At 49.9% G+C, this 21,790-nt stretch carries 19 protein-coding genes; 4 read left to right on the forward strand and 15 right to left on the reverse strand.

The features are described 5' to 3' along the window. The 9 genes from hisC to PHH59_RS00305 form a co-directional block, all read right to left on the reverse strand. Positions 1–1,089 (reverse strand): histidinol-phosphate transaminase, encoded by a 1,089-nt coding sequence (gene hisC, locus PHH59_RS00265; protein WP_300009416.1) that lies wholly within the window; start codon positions 1,087–1,089, stop codon positions 1–3. Between the two features lie 247 nt (positions 1,090–1,336). Beyond that, on the reverse strand, positions 1,337–2,776 hold the full coding sequence (gene tldD, locus PHH59_RS00270) for a metalloprotease TldD (protein WP_300009419.1): 1,440 nt from the start codon (positions 2,774–2,776) through the stop codon (positions 1,337–1,339). Positions 2,777–2,895: 119 nt separating this feature from the next. Continuing rightward, positions 2,896–3,501 (reverse strand): outer membrane protein assembly factor BamC, encoded by a 606-nt coding sequence (bamC, locus tag PHH59_RS00275; RefSeq protein WP_300009421.1) that lies wholly within the window; start codon positions 3,499–3,501, stop codon positions 2,896–2,898. Between the two features lies 1 nt (position 3,502). After that, positions 3,503–4,321 (reverse strand): carbon-nitrogen hydrolase family protein, encoded by an 819-nt coding sequence (locus tag PHH59_RS00280; protein ID WP_300009425.1) that lies wholly within the window; start codon positions 4,319–4,321, stop codon positions 3,503–3,505. 15 nt (positions 4,322–4,336) lie between these two features. Further along, a complete protein-coding gene (locus tag PHH59_RS00285; RefSeq protein ID WP_300009428.1) occupies positions 4,337–8,290 on the reverse strand; it encodes a DUF3971 domain-containing protein in 3,954 nt (1,317 codons plus the stop codon). Positions 8,291–8,369: 79 nt separating this feature from the next. Then, a complete protein-coding gene (gene rng / locus PHH59_RS00290) occupies positions 8,370–9,824 on the reverse strand; it encodes a ribonuclease G (RefSeq protein WP_300009430.1) in 1,455 nt (484 codons plus the stop codon). A 41-nt stretch (positions 9,825–9,865) separates the two neighbouring features. Next, on the reverse strand, positions 9,866–10,468 hold the full coding sequence (locus tag PHH59_RS00295) for a Maf family protein (protein ID WP_300009433.1): 603 nt from the start codon (positions 10,466–10,468) through the stop codon (positions 9,866–9,868). After that, positions 10,468–10,935 (reverse strand): 23S rRNA (pseudouridine(1915)-N(3))-methyltransferase RlmH, encoded by a 468-nt coding sequence (gene rlmH / locus PHH59_RS00300; protein ID WP_300009436.1) that lies wholly within the window; start codon positions 10,933–10,935, stop codon positions 10,468–10,470. The genes PHH59_RS00295 and rlmH overlap by 1 nt, the downstream gene beginning before the upstream one ends. 210 nt (positions 10,936–11,145) lie before the next feature. Beyond that, complete coding sequence (locus PHH59_RS00305; protein ID WP_300009439.1) at positions 11,146–11,931, reverse strand: ATP-binding cassette domain-containing protein; 786 nt, start codon at positions 11,929–11,931, stop codon at positions 11,146–11,148. 305 nt (positions 11,932–12,236) lie between these two features. Between PHH59_RS00305 and PHH59_RS00310 the strand changes: the two genes are divergently transcribed. The 4 genes from PHH59_RS00310 (at position 12,237) to PHH59_RS00325 (ending at position 15,340) form a co-directional block, all read left to right on the forward strand. Then, the gene (locus PHH59_RS00310; protein ID WP_300009442.1) at positions 12,237–12,878 is read left to right on the forward strand and encodes a hypothetical protein; all 642 of its coding nucleotides are present in this window, start codon (positions 12,237–12,239) and stop codon (positions 12,876–12,878) included. A 96-nt stretch (positions 12,879–12,974) separates the two neighbouring features. Then, on the forward strand, positions 12,975–13,862 hold the full coding sequence (locus tag PHH59_RS00315; protein WP_300009444.1) for a CHAD domain-containing protein: 888 nt from the start codon (positions 12,975–12,977) through the stop codon (positions 13,860–13,862). A gap of 243 nt (positions 13,863–14,105) precedes the next feature. Continuing rightward, positions 14,106–14,699 carry a CatB-related O-acetyltransferase gene (locus tag PHH59_RS00320; protein WP_300009447.1) on the forward strand — a complete coding sequence of 198 codons (594 nt, stop codon included), beginning with the start codon at positions 14,106–14,108 and terminating at the stop codon, positions 14,697–14,699. Positions 14,700–15,112: 413 nt separating this feature from the next. Next, the gene (locus PHH59_RS00325; protein WP_300009450.1) at positions 15,113–15,340 is read left to right on the forward strand and encodes a PA3496 family putative envelope integrity protein; all 228 of its coding nucleotides are present in this window, start codon (positions 15,113–15,115) and stop codon (positions 15,338–15,340) included. An 81-nt stretch (positions 15,341–15,421) separates the two neighbouring features. Here the strand turns inward: PHH59_RS00325 and PHH59_RS00330 are convergent, their stop codons facing one another. From PHH59_RS00330 to PHH59_RS00355, 6 genes are all read right to left on the reverse strand, one after another. Next, positions 15,422–15,919 carry a CinA family protein gene (locus tag PHH59_RS00330; protein WP_300009453.1) on the reverse strand — a complete coding sequence of 166 codons (498 nt, stop codon included), beginning with the start codon at positions 15,917–15,919 and terminating at the stop codon, positions 15,422–15,424. Next, on the reverse strand, positions 15,903–16,445 hold the full coding sequence (locus tag PHH59_RS00335) for a hypothetical protein (RefSeq protein ID WP_300009456.1): 543 nt from the start codon (positions 16,443–16,445) through the stop codon (positions 15,903–15,905). Before PHH59_RS00335 ends, PHH59_RS00330 begins: the two co-directional genes overlap by 17 nt. 307 nt (positions 16,446–16,752) lie before the next feature. Then, a complete protein-coding gene (locus PHH59_RS00340) occupies positions 16,753–17,493 on the reverse strand; it encodes a PEP-CTERM sorting domain-containing protein (RefSeq protein ID WP_300009459.1) in 741 nt (246 codons plus the stop codon). 190 nt (positions 17,494–17,683) lie between these two features. Continuing rightward, entirely contained in the window at positions 17,684–18,808 is a 1,125-nt protein-coding gene (locus PHH59_RS00345; RefSeq protein ID WP_300009462.1) for a HupE/UreJ family protein, read from the reverse strand. Beyond that, complete coding sequence (locus tag PHH59_RS00350; protein ID WP_300009465.1) at positions 18,808–19,983, reverse strand: hypothetical protein; 1,176 nt, start codon at positions 19,981–19,983, stop codon at positions 18,808–18,810. The genes PHH59_RS00345 and PHH59_RS00350 overlap by 1 nt, the downstream gene beginning before the upstream one ends. 201 nt (positions 19,984–20,184) lie before the next feature. Further along, positions 20,185–21,654 carry a DUF4331 domain-containing protein gene (locus PHH59_RS00355; RefSeq protein WP_300009468.1) on the reverse strand — a complete coding sequence of 490 codons (1,470 nt, stop codon included), beginning with the start codon at positions 21,652–21,654 and terminating at the stop codon, positions 20,185–20,187. Between the last annotated feature and the right edge of the window lie 136 nt (positions 21,655–21,790).

The following is a 21,790-nucleotide window of genomic DNA, read 5'->3' on the forward strand; positions in this document are numbered from 1 at the left end:
CTATTCCAATCCCAAGCTATGTGCCAACGCCAACAAAAATGCCGCATTTTCATCGGGTGTGCCCACCGTAACCCGCAAACAATCCTGTAGCAAACCACCTTGCGGATTCAGGTTTTTAATCAGCACCCCCTGCTGTTTTAGCGAAGCAAACACGGCATCCGCCTGCCCTGCCTGGGTTCTGAACAAAATAAAATTTGCCGAACTAGGATAAGCGGTAATGCCTTCCAGGTTGTTAAGCGTTGCCAAAACTGTCGCCCTCTGCCCACAAATGTTTTGGGTTTGCACATCAAACAAGTTTTTGTTGCGCAAGGCAAAGTTTACGGTCAACTGCGTCAGGCTATTGATATTGTAAGGCAAACGAATTTTATTCAATTCGCCCAAGCATTCCGGCTTGCCCACTAAATACCCCAAACGTAAACCCGCCAAACCCAATTTCGACACGGTGCGCATCACCAATAAATTGTCATATTCGACCAGCCTATCCATAAAACTGGCATGGGCAAACGGCGCGTAAGCTTCATCAATGACCACCAGACCCTTAGTGCTTGTGATGATTTTTTCTATAGTCGAAACACTAAATAAATTACCGGTCGGATTGTTTGGATAGGCGATAAAAATCACTGCTGGCTGATGTTGTTCGACCACAGCAATCATCGCGGGTAAATCCAACTCAAAATTCCCTGCCAATAAAGGGACGGCGTGGTAGCTAAGCCCCAAACTATCACTCAATTGCTTGTACATGACAAACCCCGGTGCCGGGGCCAACACGCTTGCCGTGGGCGGCAAGGCCATCAGCAACAGTTGGATGATTTCATCGGAACCGTTACCCAGCAACACGTCAAATTGTCCAGGGATTTGCTCCAACTCCTTAATCGTTTGCACCAGTTGCCGGGCTTCAGGATCGGGATAGCGGTTCATCGGACAATCTTTGATCGTTTCCAACCAACTGATTTTAATATCTTCAGGCCAATGGTAGGGATTTTCCATCGCATCCAGCTTAATCAAACCAGCCGCGTCAGCGACTTTATAAGCGGACATGGCGAGGACTTCCTTGCGGAAAATAGAGGTGCGTATATCGTTAGGCATCATGAGGGGGGAAAGGTAAGGTTTTAAGTGCGGTGCTGTATTTCTTGAAATCGTTTCTAAGTAGCGGCGGGCGGCTGCCCACCTTAAGATTTGGTCATTAATAACTTCCCGATATTAAGACCTGACAGGTTTTTGAAACCTGTCAGGTCTAGGGTTTCAAGAATGGTTCAGGGAAGTTATTTTTAGCCAAATCCTTAGTTTTAGATGATACGCGCTCCAGACGACCAGCCGGCCGCCGCCACACAAAGGGCTAGACGCTGGTTCCCCCCACCGTCAAGCCATCAATTTTCAAGGTCGGCTGGCCGACACCGACGGGTACGCTTTGCCCGTCCTTTCCGCAAGTGCCGACACCGCTGTCCAGTTCCAAATCATTGCCGACCATAGACACTTTGGTCAACACATCCGGGCCGTTGCCTATCAAAGTCGCGCCTTTCACGGGACGGGTGATTTTGCCGTCTTCGATCAAATAGGCTTCACTGGCGGAAAAGACAAATTTGCCGGATGTGATGTCCACTTGTCCACCGGCGAAATTCTTGGCGTACAAGCCTTTTTTGACGGATTTGATAATTTCTTCAGGATCGTGCGGGCCTGGCAGCATATAAGTATTGGTCATGCGCGGCATGGGCAGGCTGGCGTAAGATTCACGCCGTCCGTTGCCGGTGGGTTTTACGCCCATCAAACGGGCGTTGAGCTTGTCCTGCATATAGCCTTTGAGGATGCCGTTTTCAATCAGCACGGTTTGTTCGGTCGGCGTGCCTTCATCGTCTATGCTCAAAGAACCGCGCCGCCCTGGCAAAGTCCCGTCATCAACGACCGTGCATAAATCCGACGCGACCCGCTCGCCGACGCGGCCGCTGAACGCCGACGTGCCTTTACGGTTGAAATCGCCTTCCAGTCCGTGGCCTATGGCTTCATGCAGCAAAATGCCGGGCCAGCCTGGCCCCAAAACAACTGTCATATTACCGGCGGGTGCTTCGCCGGCTTCCAGATTGACCAATGCCAAGCGCACTGCTTCGCGTCCATAGCCGATAGCGCGGTCTTCGGCGAGAAAATACTGGTAATCAGAACGTCCACCGCCCCCCATACTGCCTTGTTCGCGGCGACCGTTTTCGACCACGATGACGGTCACGTTCATCCGCACCAAAGGCCGGATATCCGCCGCCAACGTACCATCTTGGTTGGCGACCAGAATGCTTTCATGGACACCGATCAAGCTGACGATAACTTCTTCGATGCGGCTGTCCAGTTTGCGGGTCTCGCTCTCGACTTTTTGCAGCAAGGCTATTTTTTGCGGGTCGTCCAATGATTTTAAGGGATTGGCAAACGGATAATAACACACTGGATTGGGGGCCAGTTTTATGCCGGCTTGCACGTCCTGCCCGTGTCTGAGTATGGCATTGACATTATTCGCCGCTTCTAACAAGACCGGCAATTCAATGCGGTCACTGTAGGCAAATCCGGTTTTTTCACCCGCCACGGCGCGGACTCCCGCGCCTTGTTCGATATTGTGGCTGCCCTCTTTGATGATCCCGCCTTCCATGATCCACGATTCGGAGCGGGTGGATTGGAAATAAATATCGGCGGCATCAACGGGGACGCTGAGCAAACGGCCCATGATGGTTTCAATATCGCTGTCCTGGAAGCCGACAGGTGTCAGGATGGCTTGTCTGGCAAGGTTTAATAAGTTCATAGGGTTATCCGCGCCGGATGCTCAAAATAAACGTCGGCGGTTATTGTAGTTAATGTAGGGAGCGCGTTGGTGTGGGAAAAGGCCTTTCAGGCTTTTGAAGCCTTAAAGCCCTTAGGCTGTTATACCGTCAGCAAATCATCACGCATGGTTTCAAAGATCTTATATAACAAAGCATCGGCATCATCATCGGCTTCCGCGTCATAAGCGGTTTTTTCCAACGCACTGCTTTGTTCGGCGGGAGTGGCTTTTTTGACGGTGACACGGGTTTCTTGGCCGTTCTTGTCAACCGTCAGCACATAAATGACTTCTTTTTCTTGTTTGGTGACCAAAGACGAGAACATGCCAATCAACGTGCCCGGATTGTAGGAAACAAAATACTGGCCTTTGTCACGCACTTGGTCGGTGATTTTGATTTCACTTTGGGTAAGGGCCTGGCTGATGGTATTCCAGGCGGTGTCAAATGGTTGTTTGATGTTGATGACCGGCGGCTTGGACGATGTCAGGTACACATCATCCTCCAAACCTTTTTTATGTTTTTTTTCCGGGATGATGCTGTCATCTTCAACTATCACAAGCTCATCCGCCGCTTGTTTATGCGTCGCCAATATTGGCGGACGCTCAAGGATTTCGGTGCTCCGGTAACGCGGGTCGTCACCACCACAGGCTGTCAGCATCAATGCCAACAAGAAACTTTTTGCTACGGCTTTCAGGTCATTCAAAGTCATATCACTCACACACAAAACATCGATGGTTCAAAACCGGGAACGCGCTACGGACTTGCTTCAGGCGGTCAGGGTCAATAGTGGCAATGGCAAAACCCCTACCGCTTGGGCAGCAATCCAGGACGACGCCCCAAGGGTCGATGACCATGCTATGCCCAAAAGTTTTCCTGCCATTACCATGCACACCGCCTTGGTTAGGCGCGATGACATAACACAAATTTTCAATCGCCCGTGCCCTTAGCAACACTTCCCAATGCGCCGCGCCGGTTTCGGCGGTAAATGCCGCCGGAATCACCAAAATATCGACGCCTTGCGGACTCAACATACGGAAAAATTCAGGGAAGCGTAAATCATAACAAACGGCCAAACCTATGCGGCCAAACGGGGAATCGACAATGACCAGATCGTTACCCGCTTCAATCGACGCCGATTCACGGTAGACTTCTTCGGTTCCCGGCACACTGACATCAAACAGATGGATTTTGTCATAACGGCCGACGCGCCCACCGCTATCGTTATAAACCAAACAGGCGGCACGCACTTTATTGTCGGCATCGCCAGCAATAGGCAGGGTTCCGGCAATCACCCAGACGGAATATTTTTTGGCGGCCATCGCCAGAAAATCTTGTATGGGTCCGGTACCATCCACTTCTTTTATTTTAAGCTTATCCAGTTCATGCAAGCCCATCAACGCAAAATTTTCCGGCAAGGCCACCAATTTTGCCCCGGCGGCGGCGGCTTCGGCGATCAATTTTTCAGCGTCAAGCAGGTTGGCTTCGACATCAGGGCTGGAAACCATCTGGATAGCGGCACATAAATTCATACTGTCCCTCTTTGTTTATTTGGATTGTTGTTTATCAGTTTGCCCCAACCAGAAAAAATCCGTCAATCCGCTCCAAATTTTTGGCACGACACCATCATTATCATGTAGCGGGATCACTTGCGGGGCGTCCCACTTTCCTTGCAACTGGTATTGCGAACCCAGCAAAAAACCGTCCTGGTCATCGCCGGTCAAGGTACGCGCCACCAACAAGGTGACTTTATCCATAATTGTACCAGCAATAGGCAGTGCGTCGGCACTTTTGGGAATGACGCTAGCTTGTTGGTCCAGCGTTTTGCTGATGAAATCGGTCACGCCGGTGATGGTGATTTTGGCTGGAATCGCATCGACGGTTAAATCGTGGGTCACTGCTTTGCCATCGGCAAGCGTAAAATGTCCTTTAATGGAATTAAAAGTCAAGCCTTCCTCGTAAAGATCACGGAAATCGAGTTGCAGGCGTTTTAACCATTGCTCCATTGCCAAAATACCCAACACCCGCCCTAAACCCGGTTCGATGCTTAAAATACGTCCTTCGGTAAAATCCAGATCGACATTGCCTTGTAAACCAGCCAACGAAAATTGCTGGGGCGCACCCGACCATTTACCGGCAAAATCAATTGCCGCGCTGGTGTCCACCAGATCGTGGGTAATATCGAGTTGCGCCAGCAACTGTCCGGCATGGGGCATTTCCAAATGCCCCTTCAATTCGGTCTCGGCCTGGTGGTTTTTGACCGTCCAGCCGCCAGATACCGACAATTTCTGCGCCACGCCATCCAGTTGTAAGGTCTTGATCGTGATACCGTCCGGCACACGCCCCGTTTCAAAAACCAAAGCCCCCAAATCCAAGGACTGCCATAACGTCTTATCGCTGCTCATCGCCAACAGCGGCATGGCTTGTGGCGAAATGACCGGTTCAAGGCCACTTTGCCGCCCACGCAATTGTTTTATGATGGAAAGATCCAGCGATGCCATATCAAGACGGATGGTGCTATCGGGGCCAATACTGGCCGGTATCTGTATATCGCCGACCGCAAAAGCACTGTTGATATGCCCTGACCACTGCTTTCCGTCCGGCTTCAGAGCCAAATCAAACCTGCCTAACGGGGTTAGGCCCCAAGTGGCCTGATCGCTATGGATGTTAATTTCCCTGATGGCAAGACCGCCACCTTGCCCGGCCGCCGCCCAGTCCAAACCCTCTTTTAAATCCAATTGCTTATGGTTGATTTCCAGTTTAAGCCCGGCCTGTTGTTGGGGTATGGCCTCGCCTGTGCCGAGCAGGATATGTCCGGCAACAATGCGTTGTTTAGCCGTATCAAATTGCAGGACGGCTTTCAGGTCATTACGGTAGGCGACGGTAATCGGCATGGAGGCAATATCATTGAGACCAAAAACAATTTTGAGTGCTTGCTGTTCGTCGCGGGATTTAGCCAACGTCCCGGGCAATTTCAATTCCACCCCGACCAGATCGGATTCGACCACAAGGTCTGTCGGCATATCATCCAAGGGCAAGCGGAATGTCAATTGATAATCCAATCCGCCATCCGCGATATTGGCAGTGGGCAAGCCAAATTGTTGTTCAATATCATCGAGTGTCGCGTATCCAAACGCGCGTAAGCTGGTCTGTCCTGAGTTGCTGGCGATGTTGATCTGCACCGGATGATTTAACGCGACCGCCTTGATGGTGTCGCTATAAATGCCGTGTTCATTGAATTTTAACAAGCCGTTGATGCGTTTAACCGGCAAATCCAATGCCTTCACGGTCAATTGGGCTTGGTTTAGCGTGGCCTTGCCATCGACTTTAGGCTGGACGCCATAAGCCAGCGGCAACAGCAAATCCAGGCTGACTTTGGTGTTGCCTTGGGTGGCAATGGCATCGGCGACCGAGGCGATACGGGGACGCAAAGGCGTGTTTTTCAAAAACGCCAGGGCTTGGGCGATCTCGCCGTCCACGTCGCCTTGCACCAGCAATTGTTTGCTTTTGCCTACCGACGGATTGACCACCACGACCTTGCTGGCCTTGAGCTGGTTGTTGTGGCCTTCGTAAGCCGAGGCTTCCATACGGGTCTGGAGAAAGTTGAGCCGCCCGTTAATTTCATTGATCCGCGGCCAGCCAGGCGCGTACTCCAATTCCAAATGCTCGACATCAAGCGAAGCTTCAAACAAACCGCCGCCGAGCATTTCGCTGGCTTCAACCGCAACAGCATCAACGGGGGGAAGGATGCCGGTTTGCGGGGATAAAGCAGCTTCCAAGGTTTTTTTATGCTTCCCGGCCATCCCGTCATCCCGCACATGGCTGGCGAGTGGCTGCCCTAAAGCGCCGACGAACAATAAGCGGCCTTTTTTGATTTGCCCCTGCACAAAAGCCCTGTCCAGCCAATCGGTATCGGCTGGTTTCATGAACCCAACCGGAAAATAATGCTTCATCTGGCTGACATCGCCACAGACCAAAGCCATTTGCAAATCTAAAAATGGCAACGCATCGTGCTTGGCAAGCTTCAATTGCCAACGGCTTTCACTTTGCAAGCCTAGCAAACCCACATTCAGCTTACGGCTGGAGAGCTGCCAAAAGTTGGCATATTGCCGCCAATCAAGCAGGCCATCAAGGCTTTTGACCACCAATGCTTCACGAAAATAAGCGGGTGATTTGATGCGGGCATCGTGGGTATGCAAGGCTACGACACCGTGTTTATCGGTGCCTTTGATGTGGCCGGTAAGATTTTCCACACCCGGCACCGATGCAAAGGGCGCGAAGCTGATGCCTTTAAAATTGCCATTGATAGCCGCCGTGCGGTCTTTGAGATTGACAAACAACGTCAGTTTTTCCAAATCACCGACGGGGTTGGCTGCGGCGATGGCGGCGATTTTTTCGTCCGGCTGCGGGGCGAAAAACAGCCAGGTGCGCACCGCCTGCTGTATGTCAAACTGACTGATAAACAGGGCGATTTTTTGCAGTCCGGCCTTAGCCGATTGTTGGCCTGAAAACCTGAAAGCCGCTGATGAGGGTTGTTGGGTATTTGAGGTTTGCAGGGAAAAATGCGGGACGTCCAGCCGCCAAGCGCGGGTGTTTTCGTCCTGTTGCCAACGAAAATCCGTCTGCATTGACGTGAACGCCAATTGCCCGTGATTTTGCCGTGACAGCTTCGCCTGTTGCAGTCCGATCTTGCCAGCGACTGCGGTCAAATGCGAATGCTCCAACTGGCTCCAAATCTGTACATCGGCGAGTCCGGCATTCATTGAAATGCCCTGGGCGCTGGTCCAGTCACTGGGCAAATGTGCACCGAGTTTGAGTTGCTTGGCGTCAAGAAACGCCTTGCCGTTCATCGCTCCGGCGACAAACGGATTGCCGGAAAAATCAATCGCGGCCTTGAACGATTCACCGTAATAGTCCGGCAGCTTGGCAAGCACGTTGATCCGATGCTGCTGTTGCCGGTTGATGACCACCAAATCGACGGCTTCCAATTTAAGCGGATGCTGTTTGTTGGCTAGGCCATGCCAGTCGATCTCACTTTGCAAGATTTCAAATTTACGGCCTTGCCACAACCAATCCGGCTGCCCGCCGCCTGACTTCAAGCCCAACACGGCAAAACTACCATCATCTTTGCGGTAAACGGAAAACTTTGCACCGACCAGCGTCACCCACGCAGATGACAACAAATCCTGGCTGAACACGGTTTCCAGCAAATCCAGGCCCAAGCGTATTTCGCGCAAGGCCACCACCGGCTCTAAGGCGGTGGCTTGGGAATGCACGGTGATGTCGGTCAACACCAATTCGGGGCTAAACCCGCGCATCTTAGCCCGCAGATGACCGATGCTGACCGGTGCGCCTAGCAGTTCGCTGACATGGCCCGCCAGATTGGCTTTATAACTGTCAACACCCGGCAACACTAGCCGCAAGCCAGTCAAGCCCACGGCAACCGCCAGTAATGACCAAAACACAAGATGCCGCGATACGCGATGGATATGGTGAATCATGCTTAAGCGTGGTTAATCCGAGGGAGCTATAAGCCCATGCCGTCTCTGTGCCATGAGGAGCATCATGCCTGCCAGCCGGTTAAAGCAGCACAATATCGTACTGCTCCTGATTGTACTGCGATTCGGCCCGGAACTTGATTTGTACGCCCAAAAACGTCTCCAGTTCCGCCAACATGTCCGCTTCTTCATCAAGCAACATTTCCACGACCGCATTGGAAGCCAACACCAGCAAGGTCTGCACTTTATATAACCTGACCTCGCGGATAATTTCACGGAAAATTTCCAGGCACATGGTCTCGGCAGTTTTCAACACCCCTCGCCCGCCGCAGGCATTGCACGGCTCGCAAAGGATATGTTCGAGGCTTTCGCGGGTACGTTTGCGGGTCATTTCCACCAAACCCAAAATCGACACTTCGGTGATTTTGGTTTTGGCGCGGTCTTTTTCCAAATGCCTTTCCAACGCTTGCAACACTTGCTTTTTATGGTCTTCGCTTTTCATGTCGATAAAATCAATGATGATGATACCGCCAAGGTTGCGTAGCCGAAGTTGCCGGGCGATGGTTTGCGCCGCTTCCAGATTGGTTTTGAAAATGGTCTCTTCCAGATTACGCCCGCCGACATAACCGCCGGTATTGACATCGACCGTCGTCATCGCTTCGGTTTGGTCAAACACCAAATGCCCGCCGGATTTTAATTTCACCTTGCGTTCCAATGCCTTTTTGATTTCGTCCTCAACGCTATAAATGTCAAACACCGGACATTCCCCACTGTAATGCTCCAGTACGGGGACGATTTCAGGGACAAAAATCTCGGCAAATTCCATCATGCGCTGGTAGGTTTCCCGCGAGTCCACACGCACCCGGTCTATGCCTTCTTTGTACAAATCACGCAAGGTGCGGACGCTGAGCGGCAAATCGTTATGGATAAATTCTTTAGGTTTCGCATTGGTGATTTTTTCCGAAATGGATTCCCACAATTTCAGCAAAAACGTCATATCGGCAACCAGCACCGATTCTTCCGCGCATTCGGCCGCCGTCCTGGCGATAAAACCGCCGCATTCATTTTCTTTTCTGAAACCATCAAGGCAGGCCCGCAAACGCACCCGTTCAGCTTCACATTCAATGCGTTGCGAAACGCCGGAATTTTGCGAATAAGGCATGTAAACCTGATAGCGCGACGGAATCGCTATTTCTGTCGTCAGCCTGGCACCCTTAGTGCCCAGCGGGTCTTTAACCACCTGCACGACAATCGGCTGGCCTTCATGCAGGTAATGTTCGATATTTTCCGAAGCTTTCTTTTCCAGATCCTTGCTGCATAAATCAGACAAATGCAAAAATGCCGCCTTGTCCAGGCCAATATCAACAAACGCCGCCTGCATACCCGGCAAGACACGGCACACTTCACCTTTATAGATATTGCCGACCAATCCACGTTCGCGGGTGCGTTCGATAATCAGCTCTTGCACAACGCCGTTCTCAATGACCGCCACCCGCGTTTCCGGTGGCGTCACATTAATTAAAATCTCTTCACTCATTTGAAAATTGTTATATTAATTGTTTCATAAGTAATCGCACCTTAAATTTCAAAATTGTTCCGGCGATTACTTATGAAACAATTAATACCTTGTTGGGCTAAAAGTTGTGCGGTTTCAAACACCGGCAAACCGACCACGCCAGAAAAACTGCCTGTAATGGACTCGACAAAAACGCCGCCCCGGCCTTGTATCGCATAGGCCCCGGCTTTGTCCTGCGGCTCCCCGCTTTCCCAGTAAGCCACTATTTCTGCATCTGTCAAACAGCGGAACGTCACCTCGGTGATGCTCACCGCCTCGCCGTGTTGCCGCCCCCGCAAAGACACTGACGTGAAAACCTGATGGCGATTGCCGGACAATGACCGCAGCATCTCTAGCGCATCGTCTTTATCCCTAGGCTTGCCCATAATCCTGCCCAGCAACACCACGGTGGTGTCGGCGGCTAAAACCGGAAGCTGTGCACCATACTGGGCGACACCCGCAGCAGATTTTTCCGCCGCCATGCGCTGGACATAAGCCAACGGGGCTTCATCAGGCAACGGGGTTTCATCTATATCAACAGGGCAAACGTGGTAATTGATGCAAATTTGATCTAAGAGTTCGCGGCGGCGCGGGGAAGCGGAGGCTAAAATAAGCTGTGTCGTCATTAGCGATGGTAAGGGTGGTTGTTTAACAAGCTCCATGCCCGATAAAGCTGTTCGGCAACAATAATCCGCACTAATGGATGCGGAAACGTCAGTTTCGACAGGCTCCAGGATTCATGCGCCTTTTGGCGGGCGGCGACGGCCAAGCCTTCCGGCCCGCCCACCAGCAAGGCCACCGATTGCCCGCCCGCCAACCAACGGCTCATCGCTTCGGCCAATTCAGGTGTTGTCCACGGTTTGCCGGGAATATCCAAGGTGACAATATGCGCACCGGAGGGAATCGCCGCGATCATCCGCTCGCCTTCGTCACGGACTATCCGCGCGACATCGCTGTTTTTGGTGCGTTTGCCAGGGGCGATTTCTTTCAGCACCAGTTCGCATTCACGCGGCAGACGTTTGGCATATTCATCATAGCCCGCCAGCACCCAGCCCGGCATACGGTTTCCGACGGAAATTAGATTTATTTGCATGGGTGTGCAGGATACAGACAAGGGGGGGTTGATGCAATGCGGGGGATTGAAAACAGCGGGGAAGTTTGCAATCGTGATTGCCGTTTGCTTTGGTGTTGCCAGTCTCATTTTTATGGCAATTTATATACGCTTGCCCTGCTACATCCCAGCCCACTTATTCAGCCTAATCCCGTTTTCGTGTTTTTTCGTGCCTTTCGTGGACAATCTCAATCAATCCCACCCATCCTGGCTAGCATTATGGAAACAAGCCAGCAAATCATCGATTTGCAGGTTTTGCTTCTGCCCGCTATCAAAATCATGCAAAACTTTGCCACAGTGCATCATGACGATACGGTCGCCGAAGTGCACGGCTTGCTGCATGGAGTGGGTGACCATCAGCGTGGTGAGTTTGGCATCGGCGATGACTCGTTGGGTTAAGGCCAAGACTTGGTCGGCACTTTTCGGATCTAGCGCGGCGGTGTGTTCGTCCAGCAAAAGCAGTTTCGGTTTTAGCCAGGTTGCCATCAGCAAGGTCAAGGCTTGGCGTTGGCCGCCGGAGAGCAGGCCTATCGGACTGTCCAGACGCGCTTCCAAGTCCATGTCCAATTCGCGCACCCGTTCTTGCAAAGCTTGCCGTAACCGCCTAGATTGCGCCCATGCCAAGCCGCGCAGTTTGCCGCGTTTTGCCGCCAGGGAAAAATTATCCAGTATCGACATGTGCGGTGCCGTGCCGGAAAACGGATTTTGGAAGATGCGGCCTATGGATGCAGCGCGGCGGTGTTCAGGCCAATCGCTGATTTCTTGCCCGTCCAATTCTATGCGTCCGGCATCAATTTCAAAACTGCCCGCCAAGGCGTTCAGCAAGGTCGATTTGCCTGGGCCATTGCCACCCAAGACCATCACGAACGCGCCTTCGGCTATGTCCAAGCTGATGCCGCGCAGGGGGCGGACTTCGTTGACCGTACCCGCGTAAAAGGTTTTTTGCACATCATGCAATCGTAAGATGGGCGGATTCATGCGGTTTTTGGCCTTTTTTGTGGAGCGCGTTTGGCGAGGTTCCTGACCCAAGCGGGAAGGACTAAGGCCGCGAACACGAACACGGCGGTGATGAGTTTCAAAACCGCCTATTGTTATTTTCGGGCGGAAATCTATACTCCAAACGGTCAATTTTTCGGCTATTACAATCCGCTGTACGCTATGCGTACCTTATACATTGATTTTTAAATCAACTATTTAAAAGGTGCGTACAGTGTACAATAACTTAAAATTTGCTCACAGCAATCTTGCCAGCAACTTGATATTTTTAATTAAAAGGTGTCCACATGCAGATGTTAATTGCCGTTATCGTCATATCCAGCATCATGTTTGCGCTTTATGCCATCGCCAGGCAGTATTCGCAGTTCAGTTATATCGAACGCTATCGTTTCCACCCCGCGATCCGGCAAAAGCTCAGAAAAAAGCATCCCACCCTCACAGACCAGCAACTGGATTTGGTCTTCCAAGCCTTGCGGGACTATTTTTATTGTTGCAGCCGCGCCAAACACCGCATGGTTTCGATGCCCTCACAAATCGTCGACGACGCTTGGCATGAGTTCATTTTATTCACCCGCAGTTACCAGCAATTTTGCCAAAAAGCCTTCGGGCGATTTTTACACCACACTCCCGCTGAAGCCATGAGCAGGCCAACATTGGCGCAAGATGGCATCAAACGCGCCTGGCGTTTAGCTTGTGTTAAAGAAAAAATCAACCCTAAAACCCCCGAATATTTGCCGTTATTGTTCGCACTAGACGCACAGCTTGCGGTTCCAGGCGGGTTTATTTACCGCTTGCATTGCATCCCCGGCAGCAACGGATACTGCGCCAGCCACATAGGTTGTGGCGGCGGGTGCAGTGGCGGCTGTGGCGGAGACGGAGATGGTGGCGGTTCTGATGGCGGCTGCGGTGGAGGATGTGGCGGCGATTAACGGACAAATGCGGGGCTAAACATCTAACCGTTTAGAACGCCCTTTATCTTAACTATCTTTGGGCGTTGATAACGGCAATGCCCTTGGCGGGACACTATGATGACAAAATATCCATTGCATAAAAACGACACGATAAAAGCAGCCGTAACGGCTATTTTATTAACGCTATTTGCCACCATCCGTAAAAATAAGCACGCTGTTTTAGATGCTGGCAACACCGAATATATGCATGATTACCGTGTCGCCATCCGCCGCACCCGCTGTTTAATCAGCCAATTCGAAGCCGTTTTCCATAAACAGGACATTAGCCATTTCCGTGACGAATTTTTTTGGTTGTTTGGGGAGACCGGCAAAGTGCGGGATATGGACGTCCAGTTAGTCAATTTGCAACATTATAAAACCCTGTTGCCTTCTTCGGTTGAAGCGGACTTGATGCGCTTGAACGACCAGCTTTGGGCGGAACAAAAAATGGCTTACGCTGAAATGTATGAGGTTTTGGATTCCAAGCGTTATGAAAAACTTTTGTCTGATTGGCAACGTTTCCTCAACACGGCGCACCTCATCAAAGCTAAATTCGCCGACAGCGGTATTTTTCGTTTAGCTGATGGACGGATCCAAAAAAAGTATCTGGCAATATTAAAACTTGGCGACGGGATCACCCTAGACGCCTCTGACGAGGCTTACCACGACCTCCGCAAAAGCTGTAAAAATCTACGTTATTTGTTGGAGTTTTTTGAAAAATTTTATGATGACCAAGAAATTCAAGCGTTGCTGGAGGTTTTGAAGCATGTGCAAGATAATTTAGGCGCACATCAGGATTTATCTGTGCAAATTAAGTTTTTGCAACAATTGCCATCTAGCCAACACCCGATATGGAACTTGCTTGTTACTCTGCTAGAAACAGAAAAACAAAAACAACGCACTGAATTTAAAAGGCATTTTGAAGAATTTTCGGAATATAAAATGCCCTCACCAAAGAATTGATCACCAGGCAATGCTTCAGTGTGGCGATAAAAAAACCGGGGATTTATTGTCAATTCCAAGCAACTAAATATGTCACTAAAAATAATCACCTCCCTTTATAATAATAAACAGGCTTATCCAGAGTTGTTTTGAGCAACGCCTAAACTCAGCTTTAGCAAAACGGGTGCCGGCCACCAATGGATAGCATGAAAATATCCCCATCGGCTTATACAGCCATCTTTTAAATAGCACTAGAGTTAAATTATGATTTTAGACGAGCAAGACAAGTTTTACACCGCCAACATTCTTAGCAAGGAAATTAAAGATTTTGGCTGGTCTATAGGGGAATACACTTATGGAAAGCCTATCGTGGTAGGAAAAAGGCAATCAAAATTGAATATCGGCAAATACTGTTCCATCGCTACGGGTGCAACGATATTTTTAGGACATGAACACCGCACAGATTGGGTGACAACGTATCCTTTTTCAGTTTTGGTAAAGCGTGGCTGGGCAAATGGACGCGGCATAAAGGGGCATCCGCACACAAAAGGGGATGTCAATATCGGGCATGATGTGTGGCTGGCCCAACACTGTTCTATTTTATCAGGGGTTACGATTGGGACAGGCGCGGTGGTGGCAACTCGCGCACTCGTTGTAAAAGATGTCCCGCCATACAGCATTGTTGCGGGTGTTCCAGCGCGTGTAACACGCTATAGGTTCGATGCAGACGTTATAGAAAAATTACTCGCCACAAAATGGTGGGATCGCAGTGCCGAAGAAATCAACGAGATTATACCCTTGCTGTTATCACCCGACCCTATGGCGGTGGTCCGTTGGTTGGAAAGCAACCCTGTCTAATTTTTATAGCGTCAAGCTCATTGCCATAAACCGGATAAATCGTAAGTTAGGTATTCCAGTCCAGCTATTTTAAACAACCAGTTTAAACAACCGGCAAACAAAGTTTCTTGATTCAAGTAAAAAACTTTAAATATCATTATGTTATTTTCAATTTAGCCAACCAAACCCACAGGCTTTGAGTAATTTTCACTGAATTGAATAGTCGGGCCTAAGCGTTTAGGTCATCGACGTATTAAAACCCCCTCGCAACTATCCTTGAACCTATGGGACAAACCCATTTGAAAAAGGGTATGGGGGATGATAAATTGCCATAAAATTCATACTCATGTGCTTATCGTTAGATACTAAAAATTTTTGATTTACAAGTCTACATAATAGGATTTTAATAATGCTTTTATTACATAGGAATTAAGATGACTAAAAACTCACCTAAATCAGCCGCCAAAACCAACGCGCCCAATACGGCAGAACCAGATCATGATGATGACGATATTTTCGACGCCGACTTTGTCGCCTTGCCTGAAAGCCTTGAGAAAGAGACGATTAAACGTGATGCGCGGAGAAAAATTGAAATCTACTGGGAAAAGAAACAACTGAGGGAACAATTTGAAGATTTTGATGAATCTGAATTTGGATTTTGACCTCGCCACTCCCTGCCTTTAGCCAAAAGATACTATCTAATTATCTAACTATATCGCAAGCTTGTTACTGCTGAAACCCCCTTATCGAAACGCGCCTTCAAGAGCAGTTTTCACTGATTGCGCCCTTATTTGATGCCTATCCCCAGAAAACTGCTTTTTGACGACTATAGATTTTTCCCCTTTATTTTTCCACGCAATAAACACCGTACCCACCGGTTTATCAGGCGCCCCCCCATCAGGGCCAGCGACGCCCGTAACGGCAATGGCACAATTTGCTGAGCTATGCACCAACGCGCCAGCCACCATTTCCGTTGCTGTTTCTTCGCTAACCGCCCCGTAGTGCTCAATTGTTTGTGGATTAACGCCCAACATATCAATTTTTGCCTGGTTGCTGTAGGTTACAAAACCCCGCTCAAACCATGCCGAACTGCCAGGAACATCTGTGATAGTTTGGGCAATCCAGCCACCCGTGCAAGATTCGGCAACGGTGATGATTTTGCCATGCGCCGTCAAAAAACGGCCCAGTTGTCCGGCTAAAGCAAGCAATTCCCCATCGACCATGTTAATGCCAACCGCCATATTGGGTGGTCGGGTCGCCGCGAAAACCGGTGGAAGTTTTATTGGCATCCGGTGCATTAATCATGCTTTCAGCGGCGACCACCATATTGGCGCGGCTGTAACCGCCTAAAGCTTGGGCTTTTTTGGCAATTGCGGTGGTTAGCGAATTAATGTCATATTGGTTGATGGACGGATCAACGACCACCGAAAGCAAAGCCCCGGTTCCGGTAGAGACACTGAGAACCACAGGTAAAGCCGTGTTTTCGGGCACTTCCAATCGGTAATGCCCGTTATCCAACGCGGCACTAACGAGCAAATGGTTTTGCGCGTCATTCAAATCGACGCTGCCCGTCTTAACCGTGCCATTTTTATCGCTGACCGTACCACTCAACACCGTCGCGTTGATGAACGTCTTACTGCCCTGTTGGATGGCTATGGTTTGCGGCTGGTTTTTTTCGCAAGCCGTGATGATAGACGCAAGACACAGAGCCAGCAACATGGACCAATGATGCAGCTTGATTCCGTGCCAAGTAATCGGAGTGTTCATAATAAATTCCGTAATTTGCATGAACACTCTTTAAATCATGTTTTTGGCCGATTTGCAAGTGCTAGATTGGCGTTGGATGCGCTGAATGAAGGGAAGCGCATTATTTAAGGGGGGGGGGCTTTTAAAGAGATAGGGTTAATCTATTTGCTTGGCTGTTCATAACGATAGGGTAAGCACTGCGTACAACATGGCTGGCGATGCAATAGGAGAAAGCAGCAAAAAGGGGATACCACAATAACCGGCATCCCCTCGGAGTAGAGCAGTATTTACCCTGTCCAAACTTGAAACAAAGCAATAAATTTAACAATTAAGCACAACGATTCTTCTGCTGTCTGCGGACTGCCAAAATGCCCAATAAGCCAATACCCAACAAGGTATAGGCTTCAGGTTCTGGTACCGAGTTGCTTTCTTGGAAAGAAATGCCGTCCAAAAAGGCAAAAGGTGGTTGTCCACTGGGCGTGCCTTTGGCGAAGAAGGTTAGGAGTTCACTGGTATCCGTTGCAGTAAATGTCAATGTCTGGAAATTCCAGTCTATGCTGCCATGTGAAGGGGTGGTCATCAACGTTGAGAATTGGCTCTGGCTACCCAACGTAACCTCCCACTGCTCGGTAGTGACGCCAAAAAAAGCATCACCCTTCTGCTGGCCGGACGCTTGCCAGAAAGAGATGTCATATTGTTGTCCCACAGTCAACCCGTCAACAGTTTGTGTAAGCGGCTTACTGAACTCCCGATCAGAATCCATCCCGACGTAATTACCGCCTAGGGGGCTAGATCCAGGATTGATCCAGAATGTCAACCCGCCACCAAAGGAGCTACCGCAAAGATTATCTGTGTCCCCAGAGACGATCAGACAATCAAGGGTGTTAGAACCTGCACCAACAGCCGTCCATCCAGGAACCGCAGTAGGGTTGTTGATAGAAAAACTTTCCGTAACTCCAGGCGTGTCAAAACCACCATTAATTATTAGATTCGCCGCTTGTATAGAAAATGTGGACAATAATAGTGTAACTCCTATTAAACCAACGTTTGCGATGTTACTAATATTCATAAATTTTTTAACCTATAGATAAATTGACGACAAAAAGAGCTACATTATCCAAAACGATCATTACAAGTCAATGAAATTGGAACAAGCCTAACTTGCGTCAATCCTAAGCGCAACTATCTTGGGTATTGGATTGGATACGAAAATTGTATCCCCTTGGCGATTTCATCGCTTAATAAGCTCACCGCTACGCTCAAATAAGTTGCGCCCAACCCAAATCCAGACTTCTGTCCAGCAACCAAAATACCGCGACGACGGCAATTAGCCACGAGCCTATCCCCACCGTCAGGCGTTGGTAATACCAAGTCTGGCGCAGATAAAAAGCCAACGGCAGAAATACAGTGACTATCGCAAACTGTCCGGCTTCCACGCCCAGGTTAAAGCCGACCAAAGCCAGTGCCAAGGCATCGCCGGGCAAACCCAAATCGGTCAGCACACTGGCGAACCCTAAACCGTGGATCAAACCAAAACCAAAGGCCACCAGCCAAATACGCTTGAGGACTAAGGGATAAATATTGTTCAGTGCCGCCAGCAACACCGATGCGGCTATCGCGGATTCCACCCAGCGCGAGGGCACGTTAAGGACTTGCAAGGTCGCCAAACTCAAGGTGATGGAATGTGCCAAGGTGAACGCGGTGACAATCTTGGCAACTTCGATAAACGCCGTGCGGAACTGCCGGACAGGTTGCCAACCGCTATCTACACGCCACAATACGGCGGGCAATAACAGGCTGATCAGAAACAGGATATGATCATAGCCTATCCAGATATGCCAAACCCCTTCTTGGGCAAATTCGCTGAACGCACGCCAGTTTGATCGCGTTCCTAATTGCAATTCGCGCATCGGTTGTTCCGGGCTTAACACCGCTGTCTGGGTTTGGCCTTGGTTTTGTAGGCGCAACAAGCCCCGGTGCGATGGGTCTAGATCAAAAAACAAGCGGTAATCCACGCTTAAAACCCGCACCGCCGTTGGGCAAACCACAGCAAATTGCAGCACGGCATAGGCCCCGTCGGTGTGCTTGTCCACCTGATGGTTTACGGGGGCCAGACGGCAAACCTGATGCTTGGTGCTAATCGCCAAATGCGCCAACGCATAAGCATCTATTTGAGCCTGATGCTGTTGCGCTTCGCCCCAGGTGATCCTATTGTCACCATTATCATCCAGACCTAGTGCGTAATCGAGGTCACGCAAGGCAATATCCCATTGCCCGCTGACCGTTTGTTCCTGGACGCTGATCGACAAATAACTGTCGCTAGGTTTATGGGCCAACACAGGCATCGCCAATAACCCAAAGCAAATCGCCAGTAAAATGCGCATCACTGTGCCCCCAGCTTGGCAAGATAAGGCGGCAATTGCCTGTCTTGCAGCTTGGTTTGGCTTAACCAAGCCAACACAGGCCGGGCCGCTTCAGGCTTGCCTGATGCCAACGCCGCTTCCAGCACTAATCTGGCATCCCACGGTTCGTGTTGTACTTGCCAATTCTCCAAAGCCAGCCGTAAAGCGATTTCTGGTTGTTTAGCAAGAGCTAAGTTAAAACGGGCTTCTTCCCGCTGATGGATGTTTTCGCCCCGTAAACGATAAGCGTCTATCCGGCGTTGCAGTTCGCCGATATGTTGTGGCAATAGATTCGAGCCAGTGGCTTGTTCGGCTAAAGCCAAGCGCAACAAGAGTCCGTCAGGACGAGTGTCGTCTTTCAGTAATGCCACCACTTCGGCTGGACGGTGTTGTTCCAGCAAAAAATCGCTGTAGGCGCTTAATAGATACACATCCCGCCGCTGCAAGGCCATTGCCTGCAAAAAATGGGCTTCGGCATTGCGGTTATCGCCCAAGCGGGCGGCGATTTCCGCCAGCACCGACAACGTCCATAGCCGGATTTGCCCATCGGTTTGCGCCGTGTTGGCAAAGCTTTCTTGCAATAATTGATAAGCCTGTTGGCCTGAACCGCTGAGGCTGGCGGCATTTGCCAGACAAGTCGTTGCCGGCAAATTGGCCCCCAAGCGTTTTAATATCGAACAGCTCCGCAACGATGCGTCATAGTCGCCACGCACCGCTTGGATTACGGCTTGTGTCAACCAGGCTTGGGCGTTGCGTGGTTCGTTGGCGAGCACGTCCTGCAAATCCTGCAAGGCGCCGGTAAAATCATGCCGATGTTGGCGGATGGTCGCCCGCACCATCAACACGTCAACAGGCGGTTGGTTTTGCCGCCACCAAGTTTTAACTGCGGCTTCGGCATAACCGTAATAACGCGGATCGGCCTCGGTTCGGGCGGTTTCCAATAAGCGGGTGGCGATGCCGACCGCTAAAGACAGGTTATCGGGATTGGCGTTGAGCTGACGCTGCAAGGTCTTCATCTCCAGCTCTGCTTGGTTGTTGAGGACGGGCAGTTGCTCAAGCACTTCATCGGGGGATTTGGGGATATACGGTGCCGCCAAACTGATGGCCGGCAACACCCAGAACAATATAGCCCAAACAATGGCTGATAATCTTGGCATGAATAAACCCGGTTGGAAAATTATAGTAAAAACAACAAGCATTAGTTGAAGCTTAGGAATGTGCATGGAATAAATTCGCGGATCAAGACCTGTCAGGTTTTCAAAACCTGACAGGTCTGACGAGCCGGTGCGGAAATTATTTCATGCCCATTCCTTAGATTATCCATTCCCGCGATTTCTGCGGGAATGGATAAACCCAAATTAATTACAAGGCTTGGCGCCTGGCTCGTTGCAATCTATATGTCTGCGGTTACGACCATCATGAGGTTTAGGCAAAAATGGGAACACTTTGTAAATGCCGTTTTTGGTCAAATTAATGCCGTTGGCGCCAATGTTAAAATTGACGCCGTCGCCCAAGTTTGGCACTGGAATGCCTAACAAAGCACCGGAAACCACACGCAAAGCAATATCGGTCACATCATCATTAGGGCGGCGGCCATTTGGAAAGCCGGCCTTATCCCCGGCCAGTACCGTCAAACGTTTTTGCGCGGCAGGTGCGGTAGGCGGCACACTGACATTCAAACGCAATAAATCAGAACAAAGGCTTGCCCTCGTACATTTTGCAGGTTGCCCTGGATATTTCAGCAAAGCCGCCACCAGGTCAGTACGTCCAGTCGTTGGAAAATTAGTGCCAAATGCGGCATTAATTAAGCTGGTCGGACGGGGATTGAGGTAAAAATCCAGAAATTGCGCCTCCTTCTCTGGCTCGGTCGCATTCCACAAGTCTTTTTTACCTGTGCCGATAATGAGTTCATTGACCAAGGGATTGCCCATACGCGCCACTTGGACGAAAGCACCGGAGTAAACAGTTTGACCCAGTTTGTTAATGGTTTTGTAGCGTGGACGGCTGGTTGACGCATACATGCCGATGACCGCATTTGCGTCTGAAGTCACTTCACTGATAGGCACTTCAATGGCGATTGAATTGACATTAAAACCTGAGAACATGTCATTGCCAAAAGGATTGGCGAAATCGTTGGCGTCTTGGTCGGCTGTCAAAATAGGCGGGGCGCGGAAATTCAGGGTGTCGAAAAACGCTCCTAAATCAATATAAAACGCTTCGTCACGCTGACCGGCGAACACCCGTCCGCCATTCACCAAAGGATAAATGCCTTGTTCGCTTAAATCCTGATAATCCGGCATGGTGCGAGGGCCTATGTTGGACGGGGCCGCCACCAATTTTCCGGTACTTAATTCGCGTGATTGGGTGCCTTTAATTTCAGTGACGGTATAGGTTTGGCGCAAGCCTAAACCCACCGAGTCCGCCCCATCCAAGCCCCGGATAGCAGGTGGTAAACCGGGGACAGTATCAACACCACCATAAGCAATCGGCAAATTAATAAACGGTGCGCGTAGTTCGGTTTTAAATTGTATCCGGTAAACAATATCGTCGGCCTTGCCATCCTTGTTGGTGTCGAGATTGATGTCATAAGCCACAGGGTCATCAAAGTTATAATAATTTGGCGCGGCACTGGGTTCTTGTCCAGGCAGCACGTTCATAATAAAAACCAGTTTACTGGGGTCTTCCCAACTGCGGAACGCATAAACATCGGTAATATCGGCAGCGGGATCAAAAGCAATGGCGGGGGCTTCACGGTGGCTGGCGGAAAAACTAAGGGCAGGTAAAGCGGCAACAACCGATACAGCTAATAATTTGGGTATCATTTTCATAATCTGGGCCTCTCTTAATCAGTGGGGATTAAATTCAAATAAACATAAGGCAATTTCTGTGTATTGAAATTGCATTTATGTATACGGAGAGACCGAAAAAATGGATGCAATAAAATGAAATTATTTTTACATTTTT

It is taken from the genome of Methylovulum sp., from assembly GCF_028687615.1.
Classification (GTDB): Bacteria; Pseudomonadota; Gammaproteobacteria; order Methylococcales; family Methylomonadaceae; genus Methylovulum.

What these genes read in the sequence shown, in the direction of transcription:
- PHH59_RS00285 (WP_300009428.1), bottom strand. Translation starts at nt 8,290, where the DNA reads ATGATTCACCATATCCATCGCGTATCGCGGCATCTTGTGTTTTGGTCA.
- PHH59_RS00355 (WP_300009468.1), bottom strand. Translation starts at nt 21,654, where the DNA reads ATGAAAATGATACCCAAATTATTAGCTGTATCGGTTGTTGCCGCTTTA.
- PHH59_RS00305 (WP_300009439.1), bottom strand. Translation starts at nt 11,931, where the DNA reads ATGAATCCGCCCATCTTACGATTGCATGATGTGCAAAAAACCTTTTAC.
- tldD (WP_300009419.1), bottom strand. Translation starts at nt 2,776, where the DNA reads ATGAACTTATTAAACCTTGCCAGACAAGCCATCCTGACACCTGTCGGC.
- PHH59_RS00325 (WP_300009450.1), top strand. Translation starts at nt 15,113, where the DNA reads ATGACTAAAAACTCACCTAAATCAGCCGCCAAAACCAACGCGCCCAAT.
- PHH59_RS00310 (WP_300009442.1), top strand. Translation starts at nt 12,237, where the DNA reads ATGCAGATGTTAATTGCCGTTATCGTCATATCCAGCATCATGTTTGCG.
- rlmH (WP_300009436.1), bottom strand. Translation starts at nt 10,935, where the DNA reads ATGCAAATAAATCTAATTTCCGTCGGAAACCGTATGCCGGGCTGGGTG.
- PHH59_RS00280 (WP_300009425.1), bottom strand. Translation starts at nt 4,321, where the DNA reads ATGAATTTATGTGCCGCTATCCAGATGGTTTCCAGCCCTGATGTCGAA.
- PHH59_RS00315 (WP_300009444.1), top strand. Translation starts at nt 12,975, where the DNA reads ATGATGACAAAATATCCATTGCATAAAAACGACACGATAAAAGCAGCC.
- PHH59_RS00345 (WP_300009462.1), bottom strand. Translation starts at nt 18,808, where the DNA reads ATGCGCATTTTACTGGCGATTTGCTTTGGGTTATTGGCGATGCCTGTG.
- hisC (WP_300009416.1), bottom strand. Translation starts at nt 1,089, where the DNA reads ATGATGCCTAACGATATACGCACCTCTATTTTCCGCAAGGAAGTCCTC.
- PHH59_RS00340 (WP_300009459.1), bottom strand. Translation starts at nt 17,493, where the DNA reads ATGAATATTAGTAACATCGCAAACGTTGGTTTAATAGGAGTTACACTA.
- rng (WP_300009430.1), bottom strand. Translation starts at nt 9,824, where the DNA reads ATGAGTGAAGAGATTTTAATTAATGTGACGCCACCGGAAACGCGGGTG.
- PHH59_RS00330 (WP_300009453.1), bottom strand. Translation starts at nt 15,919, where the DNA reads ATGGCGGTTGGCATTAACATGGTCGATGGGGAATTGCTTGCTTTAGCC.
- PHH59_RS00295 (WP_300009433.1), bottom strand. Translation starts at nt 10,468, where the DNA reads ATGACGACACAGCTTATTTTAGCCTCCGCTTCCCCGCGCCGCCGCGAA.
- PHH59_RS00320 (WP_300009447.1), top strand. Translation starts at nt 14,106, where the DNA reads ATGATTTTAGACGAGCAAGACAAGTTTTACACCGCCAACATTCTTAGC.
- bamC (WP_300009421.1), bottom strand. Translation starts at nt 3,501, where the DNA reads ATGACTTTGAATGACCTGAAAGCCGTAGCAAAAAGTTTCTTGTTGGCA.
- PHH59_RS00335 (WP_300009456.1), bottom strand. Translation starts at nt 16,445, where the DNA reads ATGAACACTCCGATTACTTGGCACGGAATCAAGCTGCATCATTGGTCC.
- PHH59_RS00350 (WP_300009465.1), bottom strand. Translation starts at nt 19,983, where the DNA reads ATGCCAAGATTATCAGCCATTGTTTGGGCTATATTGTTCTGGGTGTTG.